This is a genomic window from Stenotrophomonas sp. NA06056, from assembly GCF_013364355.1.
Taxonomy (GTDB): domain Bacteria; phylum Pseudomonadota; class Gammaproteobacteria; order Xanthomonadales; family Xanthomonadaceae; genus Stenotrophomonas.
The window spans coordinates 583,535-595,606 of the sequence record NZ_CP054931.1 but is presented as its reverse complement, the minus strand read 5'-3'; the positions used below and the strand labels follow the sequence as shown (position 1 = coordinate 595,606).

Genomic DNA, 12,072 nt, shown 5'->3' with positions numbered 1-12,072 from the left:
TGGCTCGCTGGACGGTGGCAGGGGATGTGGGGCTGGGAGCCTTGCATCGCAAGGGCGCACTATAGCGTGGCGGCTCGTTACGTCATGCGACGGTGACGGGTTTCAGCATCCTACCGACACCCTCTTGACCCTCGTACACTCAGGGCCATGAGCCGCCATTCACGACATCCTGAACTGCATCGCGCCGATCGCGTCGGCTGGCTGCGTGCCGCCGTGCTGGGCGCCAACGATGGCATCGTCTCGGTGGCCGGCCTGGTGGTCGGGGTGGCCGCCAGCGGCGCCTCGGCCAGCACGATCCTGGCCACGGGCGTGGCCGGCACCGTGGCCGGTGCGATGTCGATGGCCGCCGGCGAGTATGTGTCGGTGCAGACCCAGGCCGATACCGAGAATGCCGATCTGGCGATGGAGAAACGCGAGCTGCACGAAGACCCGCACAGCGAACTGGACGAGCTGACCGCGATTTACCGCCACCGCGGCCTGGAACCGGCGCTGGCACGCCAGGTCGCCGAGCAGCTGACCGCCCACGACGCGCTGGGTGCCCATGCGCGCGACGAACTGGGCATCACCGAGGAACTGCGCGCGCGACCGTTGCAGGCTGCACTGGCTTCGGCCGGCGCCTTCACCTGTGGTGCTGCCCTGCCGGTGCTGACCGCACTGCTGGCACCGGTACAGAACGTCGCCACGGCCACCACGGTCAGCACCCTGGCCGGTCTATGCCTGACCGGCGCGATGGCGGCGCGGGCCGGTGGCGCGTCACCGATGCGCGGCGCCCTGCGCGTGATGTTCTGGGGCGCGCTGGCGATGGCCGCTGCAGCGGCGGTGGGTCGCCTGCTGGGCGCGCACGTCGTATGACCGGCATGCCCCCCACCGCCATGGCACTGTTGGCGGAGATGGCCAGCCTGGCCGGCTGCGAACGCGCCGAAGGCTACGCCTGCATCACCGCCCGCCGCGAGCATGGCGCCAGTTCGGTGGAGATACCGCAGCCGCAGTTCGCCATCCTGCTGGAAGGCCGCAAGCAGGTGCGTACCGCACACCAGTCGCTGACCTTCGTCCCGGGCGACATCCTGCTGATCACGCAGCGTTGCCGCATCGATGTGGTCAACACGCCGGACCCGCAGACCGGCCGGTACCTCAGCGCGATCGTGCCGCTGTGCCCGGAAGTACTGGCCGCGGCGCGCACCCTGTGGAGCGAAGCCTTGCCAACGGCCGGGCCGGCACTGGCACGACAGGCGCTGTGTGATCACGCGGCGGTACTGCGCAGCTGGCGGCAATCGTTGCAGGATGCCCGCTACAGCGAAGCGCGACTGGCACTGGCCACCCTGGTGCTGGCGTGGTGCCGGCAGGGCCACGGCAACCTGCTGTTGCCGCACGCACCGACGCTGGGCGAACAGATCCGCGACCGCATCGCTGCCGAACCGGCACGCGACTGGCAGTCGCGCGACGTTGAAGCGCACTTCGCACTGAGCGGCGCGACCCTGCGGCGGCGGTTGGCGGCCGAGGCCACCAGCCTGCGCCAGCTGCTGACCGAAGCGCGCCTGGCCCATGGCATGCAGCTGCTGTACACCACCGACCTGCCGCTGAAGACCGTGGCAGCGCGCGCGGGGTATCGCTCTGCCGCGAGCTTCAGCAAGCGCTTCGCCGAGCAGTACGGGCTCGCTCCTACAGATATTTGAGGGTTCTTCAGCAGGGCTGCGCCCTGCACCCGCAGAGGCTCTTCAAGCAACGGCGACAGCAAAGGCCAAAGCGGCATTCCGTGGGATGGCAGGGCACTGTGGGTTTGCGGGGACGCCGTGAATCCATCCATGGAGGCTTGGTCGCCGCATCCATGCGGCTCACACCCCGCAAACCCACAGTGCCCCGCCTTCGACAGTTTCCCGGTGGCCAGTAGATCCACGCCATGCGTGGATGATTTCCTCCCCGTCCATTCGATTCATTTCGATGATTCCGAATTGAATTCGAAGAGCATCCACCCATGGCCTGGATCCAAGGTCGACACCCACCAAGAGCAGGTCATGCCATCCCAACAGATCGCGGAAATCTGTCGAAGGCGGGGTGGGTCCGGTTGCGGGGGCGTGAGCCGCATGGATGCGGCGACCGAGCTTACATGGACGTACTTGCAGCGTCCCCCGCAACCGGACCCACCCCGCCATCCCACGGAATGCCCGCCTTTGCTGTTGCTGTTGCTGTTGCTGTTGAGGTTGCCGGCCAGCGGCCGGCACTACCGCGGGTGCAGGGCGCAGTCCTGCCGATAACCCCTTGAGCATTCCGCGCAGTGGTTTGAGCGCCGCACGCTCGCGCAACGCGGCACGCTGTGCGCACCGGGCCTGCCCATCACTCATCGAGAAGAACCACCATGACCCTGCGCCACCTGCCGCTGCGCGCCGCCCTGCTGCTGGCCCTGTCCTCCCTGCCGCTGGTCGCGCTGGCCGAGGCCACCTCGCCCGCTCCCACCCAGCAGGTGCCGGGCGTGCAACACCAGCGCATCGGTGCGCTGCAGGTCACCGCCCTGTTCGATGGCGTGGTCGCGCTCGGCCGGCAGGAAGTGGTCGATGTGCCGCCAACGCTGGTCAGTCGCCTGCTCGAAGGCCGCTACGTGCCCGAAGACAAGAAAGGCCTGCAGACTGCGATCAACGCCTTCCTGGTGCGCCAGGGCACGCACATGACCCTGGTCGATGCCGGCACCGCGCAGTGCTTCGGCCCCGGCCTGGGCCAGGTGCTGGGCAACCTGCGCGCAGCGGGTGTGGATCCGTCCGAGATCGATGAGGTGCTGCTCACCCATGCCCATCCCGATCACCTGTGCGGCATCCTCGATGAACAAGGCAAGCCGGCCTATCCGAATGCGACGGTGTGGTTGTCCAAGGCCGATGCCCGCTACTGGCTCGACCCGGCCAGCGAAGCCACAGCGCCGGAAGGCGTGCGCTTCGCCTTCGCGCTGGCACGCAACGCGGTGGCGCCGTACCAGGCTGCCGGTCGCCTGCACACCTTCCAGCCCGGCGATGCCCTGCCCGGCCACGCGGTGGCAATGGATACCCACGGCCACACGCCGGGGCATGTGTCCTATCGCTTCGACAGCCAAGGCCAGTCACTGCTGGTGTGGGGCGATGTGCTGCATTTCCATGCAGTCCAGTTCGCGCACCCGGAAGCAGCATTCGAGGCCGATTCGGACCGCACGGCGGCTACGGCCAGCCGTCGCAGTCTGCTGCAGGAAGCCACCGCCAAGGGCTGGTGGGTCGCCGGTGCGCACCTGCCCTTCCCCGGGCTGGGTCACGTGCGCAGCGAAGGCAAGGCCTATGCGTGGGTACCGGCAGAGTTCTCGCCGTTGAAATGACCCCGTGTAGAGCCGAGCCAATGCTCGGCTGCCGCGCGTAGCGCGGCGAGACCCTGACAACCGAGCATGGGCTCGGCTCTACGGAAATGACGCCGGGCAAGGCCCAGCGCCCTGTTCCTTATGCCAGCCCCAGCCAGCCGCCGATGATGCCGCGGGCTTCATCCACGCCAGTACGGGCGGCGCCGGAGAACACCTGCACACTCACCGTATCGCCGAAGGAGGAATGCAGCTCCTTGCGCACCTTCTGCAGGGTCTGCATCTGCTGGCTGCGGCTGAGCTTGTCGGCCTTGGTCAGCAGCGCATGCGCCGGCAGGCCACGCTGCACGGCGTAGGCCAGCATCTGCCGGTCGTAGTCCTTCAGCGGATGGCGGATGTCCATCACCACCACCAGGCCCTTCAAGGCCTCGCGGGTGCGGAAGTAGCGGTCGATGAAGGCCTGCCAGTGCGCCTGCAGGTCCAGCGGCACCTTGGCGTAGCCGTAACCGGGCAGATCGACCAGGTGGGCGTCCGGGGTGACCTGGAAGAACACCAGCTGCTGGGTCCGGCCAGGCGTCTTGGAGACCCGGGCCAGGCTGTTCTGGCGGGTCAGCGCGTTGAGCGCGCTGGACTTGCCGGCGTTGGAGCGACCTGCAAAGGCCACTTCGGAACCTTCATCGGGCGGCAGCTGCCCCATGTTGTGGGCAGAGAGGTGGTATTGGGCGCGTTCGATGAGCAATGACATGCGCATAGGATCGCATGTTGCGGCGCCGCGCGCCCGGCCCGTGGGCCTCCCGCGGGAAAATGCTGCACTGCTGCGTTGACCGTGTACGGAAACGGCGTTGATAATCCGGGCGATGCCGGCCGCCGCCGCCCGGCCGGTCCATACGGAGCTTCAGCATGCGCCACGCTCGCGTTCTTGCCGTATCCGCCCTTGCTACTGCCGTTGTTGCCGCTGCTGCCTTTGCGCAGACCACGCTGACTCCGCTGCCCGACAACGGCCCGATCAGGACCGCCTCACTCGAGGTGGATTTCAGCAAGACCACCTGGGGCGATGCCAAGGCCGGCCAGACCAAGGCCACCGCGTGTGCTGCCTGCCATGGGGCCGATGGCAATTCCACGGTGGAGATGTATCCCAGCATCGCCGGCCAGAGCGAGCGCTACGTGGCCCAGCAGATGGCCCTGATCGCCAACGGCCAGCGCAGTTCCGGCGCTGCGGTGGCGATGGTGCCGTTCGTGCAGAACCTCACCCCGCAGGACATGCGCGATATCGGCGCGTTCTTCGCCACCCAGAAGGCCAACGCGGGCATCGCCGACGACACGCTGGTGGCCGAGGGCCCGTACAAGGGCATGAAGTTCTACCAGATCGGCCAGCAGCTCTACCGCGGCGGCGACGCCCAGCGCGGGCTGCCGGCCTGCATGGCCTGCCACGGCCCCAGCGGCGCCGGCAACCCCGGCCCGGCCTACCCGCACATCGGCGGCCAGCACGCCAGCTATGTCGCCCGTCGCCTGCAGGAATACCAGGCCGGGCAGACCAACGAAACCGACAAGGCGCACTTCCAGATCATGGCCACGGTGGCGCAGAAACTGACCGAGCAGGAGGTGCAGGCCCTTTCCAGCTACCTGCAGGGCCTGCACAACAAGGCCGACGACCTCGCCGCCGAAGGCGCTTCGACGCGACCGGCCGCCGCCCCCTGACAGCCACTGGTCGGCGCGGGTCGCCACGACGGCCCGCCGCTGCGGTATGTTTCCTTCACGCCGGCGGCTGCGCCGGCGTTGTCATTTTCAACGGAGATGCGTGTCGATGAGGTTGATTCCCCGCCTTCTGCTGTCCCTGCTGGTGCTGCTGCCGTTGGCGGCCTGTGCCGCCACCCCCGCCAACGCCCCGCTTGTCGAAGGCAAAGACTACGAGCGCATCGCCCAGCCTGGCCCGTTCCAGCCGCTGGCCGGCAAGATCGAAGTGGTCGAGGTGTTCGGCTACACCTGCCCACACTGCGCCCATTTCGAACCGCAGCTGGCCGCCTGGGCGGCCAAACTGCCGGCCGACGTGCGCTTCACCCCGGTCCCGGCCGCCTTCGGCGGTGCCTGGGATGCCTGGGCGCTGGCCTACTACGCCGCCGACGAAGTGGGCGTGGCCAAGCGCAGCCACGCCGCCGTCTTCAAGGCCCTGCACCAGGATGGCACGCTGCCGATGCAGAACGTTTCGGCCGATGAGCTCGCCAGCTTCTACAAGGCCTATGGCGTGACTCCGGAGCGCTACACGCAGGCCCTGCGCGGCGAGGCGGTACAGAAGAAGGTCGATGCCGCCCGTGCCTTCGCCCAGCGCACCCAGGTGCCGGGCACCCCGGCCATCATCATCAATGGCCAGTACCTGGTCCGTGGCAAGAGCTTCGACGACCAGCTGCGCATCGCCTCGGCACTGATCGCCCAGGCCCGCGCCGCCCGCGGCCGCTGAACCAACTCACACCATCGACACGGCGCTGTCGCCGCCGCATGTCATCATTTCCCTCTGGCCGGCGCCTGACGCCGGCCCCACCTTTCCAGATGCTGGAGACGTTTCCATGAAGACCCGTTTCGCTGTCCTCGCCCTCGCAGCGCTGCTGCCGATCCTGGCGGCCTGCAAGGCCGACGATGGCACCGCCAACACCTCCGCCCCGGCAGAACCGGCAGCGACCCCGGCCAGCACCGAACCGGCCGCACCGGCCGCTGGCAGCGAGACCGCTGCACCGGCTGCCGAAGGTGACAAGACCGCCGCCACCGCCGCACCTGCCCCGACCACCGCCGCGCTGACCGGCCCGGCTCCGGTGGAAGGTGCCGACTACCAGCTGATCCCGAACGGCCAGCCGTTCCAGCCGGCGGCCGGCAAGGTCGAAGTGGTCGAGATCTTCGGTTACGTCTGCCCCGCCTGCGCGGCCTTCCAGCCGCTGGTCAGCCCGTGGAAGGCCGGCCTGCCGAGCGATGTGAACTTCGTCTACGTGCCGGCCATGTTCGGCGGCACCTGGGACAACTATGCCCGTGCCTTCTACGCCGCACAGACGCTGGGCGTGCAGGAAAAGACCCACGAAGCGCTGTACTCGGCCATCCACTCGCAGAAGACCCTGAAGGGCGAGCGCGGTGCCGATTCGGTCGATGACATCGCCAAGTTCTACGGTGCCTACGGCGTCGACCCGAAGCAGTTCGCCGCCACCATGGGCAGCTTTGCGGTCAATGCCAAGACCAACTCGGCCAAGCAGTTTGCCCAGCGCAGCCAGATCAGCGGCACCCCGTCGATCATCGTCAACGGCAAGTACCTGGTGAAGGGCAAGAGCTTCCCGGACATGCTGCGCATTGCCGACCACCTGATCGCCCGCGAACGCGGTGCGGCCCAGGCTCACTGATCAAAGAGACGTTTTCCCGGCCGTGACTTCCCCCACAACACGGACCCTGCGCTTGCTGACGGCCAACATCCAGGCCGGTTCCAGTACCCGCCGCTACAGCGACTATGTGACCCGCAGCTGGTCACATGCGCTGCCGGCGGGTCGCAAGCGCAGCAGCCTTGACGCGATTGCCACCTTGGCGCGTGGTCATGACATCGTCGGCCTGCAGGAGGCCGACCCGGGCAGCCTGCGATCAGGCTTCACCAACCAGACCCATTACCTGGCCCAGCGCGCCGGCTTCAATTACTGGAGCCATCAGCCGAACCGGCGCATGGGCGGCGTCGCCTCCAGTGCCAACGGCCTGCTGAGCAAGCTGGAACCGGTGGAAGTGCAGGACCACGCCCTGCCCGGCCGTATCGGCGGGCGAGGCGTGCTGTTGGCCAGGTTCGGCGATGGTCGCGATGGCCTGGCCGTTGCGGTGGCCCATCTGTCGCTGGGCGCAGGCTCGCGGATGGCCCAGCTCGGTTTCATCGCCGAGCTGTTGTCGGACCATCCCAATGCGGTGCTGATGGGCGACTTCAACTGCCTGGCCGAACGTCCGGAAATGCAGGTGCTGTACCAGAAGACCCGCCTGCAGCCGCCCGGCTGCATCGTGCCGACCTTCCCCAGCTGGCGCCCCGACCGCGCCATCGACCACATCCTGGTCAGCAGCGGTCTGCAGACCCGTACCGTTGAAGCGGTGCCGGCCGCGTTCTCCGACCATCTGGCCCTAGCCATGGCCATCGACGTCCCGGCCGACGCCCTGCGCTGAGAGCTTCCGGTAGGTGCCAACCTCGGTTGGCACGCTGATCTGGTGGGTGCGGACCGTTGCTCGTGTGGGTGCGGACAGCTGCTCTTGTGGGTGCGGACAAACGGTCCGCACGCTCTCCGCCGGGCATGGCCCGGCGCTATCCCGCCTGCGCCACCGGCACCTTCAACCGCCTTGCCGTCATCGTGCTGCCCACCGAGGCCAGCACCGTGCAGCCGATCGCCAGCCACTGCAGTCCATGCAGGTGCTCGTGCAGCAGCAGCATCGCCCACAGCGCGGCCACCGCCGGTTCCATGCTGATCAGGATTCCGAAGGTCTCCTTCGGCAGGCGCTTGAGCGCCATCATCTCCAGTGACATCGGGATTGCGCTGGACACCAGCGCCACCACCAGCCCGGCCAGCAGGATCTTCGGTTCCAGCAACGCTGCTCCGGCATGCACCACGCCCACCGGCACCACCACCAGCGACGCGGCCAGCAGCCCCAGCGACACCGAGTGCCCGGCATGCAGGTGGCCGGCGCGCTTACCGAACACGATGTACAGGCCCCAGCAGGCCGCCGCGCCCATGGCGTACAGCACGCCCACCGGGTCCAGTGCCGGGCCGCCGCCGATCGGCAGCAGCAACAGCAGGCCGACGGCCGCGAAGCCCACCCATAGGAAATCGATCGGCCGCCGCGACGACAGCATCGCCACCGTCAACGGACCGGTGAATTCGATGGCCACCGCGATACCGAACGGGATGGTCCGCAAGGCCATGTAGAACAGCAGGTTCATCAGGCCCAGGGTGAGGCCGTAGCGCAGGATGGTGATCGCATCCACACGGCTGGTCTTCCAGCGCCAGGGCCGCCAGAACAGCAGCAGCAACAGCGCCGAGAAGCCCACGCGCAGCGCGCTGGTGCCCTGCGCACCGATCAACGGAAACAGCTGCTTGGCGTAGGAGGTACCAATGGCCAGTGCGGTGACCGAGCCGAGCACCGCCAGCGCCGGCAACATCGGCGCGATTCGAGAAGTCTGCATGCCACCAGTCTATTGCGCCAGCGGCGAGCACTTGGCTCAATTGACGGCCCGTCCGTGCAACTTCTGCTCACCATGGCCACCGCCCCCGTGCTGGACAGTTTCGACCGCGCCATCCTCGCCCTGCTGCAACAGGACAACACCCTGCCGCAGCGGCAGATCGCCGAAGCCGTGCACCTGTCGACTCCGGCTGTGCAGCGACGGATCAAGCGCCTGCAGGACAGCGGTGTAATCGCCGCCAATGTGGCCGTCATCGATGCGGCGAAGATCGGCCGACCGCTGACCATCATCGTCGAGGTGCGCGTGGTCAGCGAACAACGTGAAAAGGTGGCACCGTTCCGCCGCCGTGTGCAGGACGATCCGGCCGTGCAGCAGTGCTACTCGATCACCGGCGACGGCGATTTCCTGCTGCTGCTCTCGGCGGCATCGATGGAAGAGTACGAAGCGATCACCGAGCGGCTGTTCGGTGCGGATGACAACATCGAGCGTTTCCGCACATCGGTGGCGCTTGGCACGTTGAAACGTGGATTCGACGTGCCGCTGTCATAGCGCAGGCGCGGTTGAGCCTGGCCTGCACCTACACTGGCAACGCATGAACACCCCTGCCCCCTCCAACGCCCGACGCCTGCGCCGCTGGCTGTTGCGTGGCGTCATCCTGCTGATCCTGGCCATCGCAGCGATGGCCTTCTGGAACAGCCCGTGGGCCGCCGCACCGAAGATGCTGTGGACGCTCTCGCGCATGCCGCCGGCCACGCAGCTGCCGGTACCTGTGGACGGCGTCCGCCCGCGCCAGATCGCTGATACCTTCGGTGCGCCGCGCGGTCGCGACCGCAGCCATGCCGGCATCGACATCTTCGGCAAGCGCGGCACGCCGGTACGCAGCGCTACCCCCGGCGTTGTCGCCGACATCCGCGACAGCGGCCTCGGTGGCCGACAGGTGTGGGTCATCGGGCCGGGGCGCGAGCGCTATTACTACGCACACTTGGAAGACTGGGCCGATGGCCTGGCACGCGGCCAGGTGGTGCAGCCCGGCGACCTGCTCGGCCATGTCGGCGACAGCGGCAACGCCAAGGGCACCCCGCCCCATCTGCATTGGGGCATCTACGGAAAAGACGGGGCTCGCGATCCGCTGCCGCTGCTGCAGCGCCGAGACACCCGATGACAGCAGCCCGGGCGCGGCCTCGGATCCGCCTGTTCACGATTTGTAAATAGGAATAGTTCGTATTACCATTTCTTTCGTTTCAGGTGGTGCCAGGACGGCCTGCCCGCCCTTCCCCCACCCGTAGCGCCTCGCCTCCTGGATGCCGGCCGAACGCGCGTGTTTGTCCAGGAACCGCCATGATCCCCCGCACCCTCCGCCTCCCGCAGCCACAGCAGCTGTCCGTTGCCGTGCTCGTCGCGCTCTGCGCCACCGCCCCGGCCGCTCTCGCCGAAACCGCCGCCGACCCGACCACCCTCGACAAGGTGGTAGTGAAGGGTGAGCGCGCCGAAGGCTACTCGGTGCGCCGCACGTCGGCCGGTACCCGCTTCGATCTGGCGCCGCGCGAGATTCCGCAGTCGATCAGCATCATCAGCCACCAGCGCATCGAAGATCAGAACCTTGATGACATCATCGACGTGCTGGGCAACACCACCGGCGTGACCAGCACCCAGTCCGACAGCGAGCGCACCGAGTTCTACGCGCGTGGTTTCTACATCGATGCCTACCAGTTCGATGGCCTGCCCACGCAGATGGTGCAGAACTGGAGCTACGGTGACTCCGGCCTGGACCTGGCGCTGTACGACCGCGTGGAAGTGGTCCGTGGTGCCACCGGCCTGCTCAGCGGTGCCGGCAATCCGTCGGCGTCGGTGAACCTGATCCGCAAGCATGCCGACATCGCCGAGTTGACCGGCAGCGTGTCGGTGAACGTCGGCAGCTGGGGCCGCACCCGCACCACCGTGGACGTGGGCAGCGCGCTCAATGCCAGCGGCACCGTGCGTGGCCGTGTGATCGGCAGCTACCTGGATACCGACGGCCAGATGGACCGTTACAACCAGCGCAAGACCCTGGGCTATGCAGTCATCGATGCCGACCTGACCCCGGACACGCAGCTGAGCGTGGGCTACGACTACCAGCAGAAGCGCGCCAACGGCGCGACCTGGGGCGGCTTCCCGATGCTGTACTCCGACGGCAGCGCGACGCCCTACGACGAATCGTTCAACGCCAGCCCGAACTGGACCTACTGGGACACCACCAGCAAGCGCGCCTTTGCCACCCTCCAGCACGCCTTCAGCAACGGCTGGAAGTTCAAGATCGGCGCGACGCATGACGAGACCCAGGCCGACGACAAGCTGTTCTACCCCGCGTACAACGATTGGACCACCGGCGCGTCGAGCTTCGACAAGACCACCGGCGCCGGCATCTCGCCGTCAGCGGGCTTCTACAACACCGAGCGCAAGGTCACCGGCGTTGATGGCTACGTTGACGGTCCGTTCCAGCTGTTCGGCCGCGAACACCAGTTCATGGCCGGCCTGAGCTACAACAAGCGCGATTACGCCAACTACGGCGACTATCAGGTTGGTGGCGCCGGCCAGACCTGGGACCCGTTCACCAGCTACCTGAACTGGACCGGCAACATCAGCGAGCCGAACTGGAACCCACTGGCCCTGGCCAGCGAAGGCACCATCACCCAGAAGGCCGGCTATGCCGCTGCACGCCTGTCGCTGGCTGACCCGCTGAAGCTGATCATCGGCGCCCGCTACACCGACTGGAAGAGCGAAGGTGAAGGCGCCGACCGCGCGCACAAGGTCACCACGCCGTATGCCGGCCTGGTGTTCGACATCAACGACACGTACTCGACCTACGCCAGCTACACCGAAATCTTCCAGCCGCAGACGCTGAAGGACCGCAACGGCAGCTACCTCGATCCGGTCGATGGCAAGAGCTACGAAGTGGGCGTCAAGGGCGCATGGTTCGACAACCGCCTGAACGCCTCGCTGGCCGTGTTCCGCATCGAACAGGACAACGTCGGCCAGGCCACCGGTGAGCCCGTGCAGGGCAGTCCGAACGAATTCGCCTATCGCGCCGCGCGCGGCACGGTCAGCCGTGGCTTCGAGTTCGAACTGAACGGCGAACTGGCCCCGGGCTGGAATGCCACCTTCGGTGCTTCGCGTTACGTGGCCAAGGACATCAACGACGCCGACATCAACACCAACCTGCCGCAGACCGCGCTGAAGCTGTTCACCAGCTACACCCCGCAGTCGCTGCAGGAACTGACCGTCGGTGGCGGCGCCAACTGGCAGAACCGCATCTACTACCCGGTACCGGCCTACGGCCGCATCGAACAGAGCGGCTACGCCCTGGTCAGCGCCTTCGTGCGCTACCGCATCTCGCCGGAGTTCAGCGTGCAGGCCAACCTCAACAACCTGCTGGACAAGAAGTACCTGTCGCAGATCAACGGTTACGGTGCGTATGGCGATGGTCGCAATGGTTCGCTGACCTTTACCTGGTCGTTCTGAGCAGGCGCGGGGCACGATCGCCCCGCACCTGTAGAGCCGAGCCCATGCTCGGCTGCCTTTCGCAACGTTGTGGGCGATCAAGCCGAGCATGGGC

The 12,072-nt window shown here is 67.3% G+C and carries 12 protein-coding genes; 10 read left to right on the top strand and 2 right to left on the bottom strand.

Annotation, left to right across the window (positions count from 1 at the left end):
* The first annotated feature begins 147 nt into the window (after positions 1-147).
* The 3 genes from HUT07_RS02665 to HUT07_RS02655 all read left to right on the top strand — a co-directional run bounded on the left by HUT07_RS02665 (position 148) and on the right by HUT07_RS02655 (position 3,328).
* On the top strand, positions 148-852 hold the full coding sequence (locus tag HUT07_RS02665) for a VIT family protein (RefSeq protein ID WP_176019617.1): 705 nt from the start codon (positions 148-150) through the stop codon (positions 850-852).
* Complete coding sequence (locus tag HUT07_RS02660) at positions 849-1,673, top strand: helix-turn-helix transcriptional regulator (RefSeq protein ID WP_176019616.1); 825 nt, start codon at positions 849-851, stop codon at positions 1,671-1,673. Before HUT07_RS02665 ends, HUT07_RS02660 begins: the two co-directional genes overlap by 4 nt.
* A 680-nt stretch (positions 1,674-2,353) precedes the next feature.
* Complete coding sequence (locus tag HUT07_RS02655) at positions 2,354-3,328, top strand: MBL fold metallo-hydrolase (protein WP_176019615.1); 975 nt, start codon at positions 2,354-2,356, stop codon at positions 3,326-3,328.
* Between the two features lie 118 nt (positions 3,329-3,446).
* Here HUT07_RS02655 and yihA read toward each other — a convergent pair whose 3' ends face one another.
* A complete protein-coding gene (gene yihA / locus HUT07_RS02650) occupies positions 3,447-4,049 on the bottom strand; it encodes a ribosome biogenesis GTP-binding protein YihA/YsxC (RefSeq protein ID WP_176019614.1) in 603 nt (200 codons plus the stop codon).
* 155 nt (positions 4,050-4,204) lie between these two features.
* On the opposite strand from yihA, the gene HUT07_RS02645 reads away from it, so the two are divergent.
* The 4 genes from HUT07_RS02645 (at position 4,205) to HUT07_RS02630 (ending at position 7,471) form a co-directional block, all read left to right on the top strand.
* Positions 4,205-5,002, top strand: coding sequence for a c-type cytochrome (locus HUT07_RS02645; RefSeq protein WP_099820952.1), 798 nt, complete (start codon positions 4,205-4,207; stop codon positions 5,000-5,002).
* Between the two features lie 106 nt (positions 5,003-5,108).
* Positions 5,109-5,759, top strand: coding sequence for a thiol:disulfide interchange protein DsbA/DsbL (locus tag HUT07_RS02640; protein WP_176019613.1), 651 nt, complete (start codon positions 5,109-5,111; stop codon positions 5,757-5,759).
* Between the two features lie 106 nt (positions 5,760-5,865).
* Entirely contained in the window at positions 5,866-6,681 is an 816-nt protein-coding gene (locus HUT07_RS02635; RefSeq protein WP_176019612.1) for a thiol:disulfide interchange protein DsbA/DsbL, read from the top strand.
* Between the two features lie 22 nt (positions 6,682-6,703).
* Positions 6,704-7,471 carry an endonuclease/exonuclease/phosphatase family protein gene (locus HUT07_RS02630; protein WP_176019611.1) on the top strand — a complete coding sequence of 256 codons (768 nt, stop codon included), beginning with the start codon at positions 6,704-6,706 and terminating at the stop codon, positions 7,469-7,471.
* 136 nt (positions 7,472-7,607) lie between these two features.
* Here HUT07_RS02630 and HUT07_RS02625 read toward each other — a convergent pair whose 3' ends face one another.
* Positions 7,608-8,483: an EamA family transporter gene (locus HUT07_RS02625; protein WP_176019610.1), complete on the bottom strand. Its 876-nt coding sequence runs from the start codon at positions 8,481-8,483 to the stop codon at positions 7,608-7,610.
* Between the two features lie 72 nt (positions 8,484-8,555).
* On the opposite strand from HUT07_RS02625, the gene HUT07_RS02620 reads away from it, so the two are divergent.
* The 3 genes from HUT07_RS02620 (at position 8,556) to fhuE (ending at position 11,978) form a co-directional block, all read left to right on the top strand.
* Positions 8,556-9,029: an Lrp/AsnC family transcriptional regulator gene (locus HUT07_RS02620; protein ID WP_165378087.1), complete on the top strand. Its 474-nt coding sequence runs from the start codon at positions 8,556-8,558 to the stop codon at positions 9,027-9,029.
* Positions 9,030-9,072: 43 nt separating this feature from the next.
* Entirely contained in the window at positions 9,073-9,642 is a 570-nt protein-coding gene (locus HUT07_RS02615; protein WP_176019609.1) for a M23 family metallopeptidase, read from the top strand.
* A 176-nt stretch (positions 9,643-9,818) separates the two neighbouring features.
* Complete coding sequence (fhuE, locus tag HUT07_RS02610) at positions 9,819-11,978, top strand: ferric-rhodotorulic acid/ferric-coprogen receptor FhuE (protein ID WP_176019608.1); 2,160 nt, start codon at positions 9,819-9,821, stop codon at positions 11,976-11,978.
* The last annotated feature ends 94 nt before the right edge of the window (positions 11,979-12,072 follow it).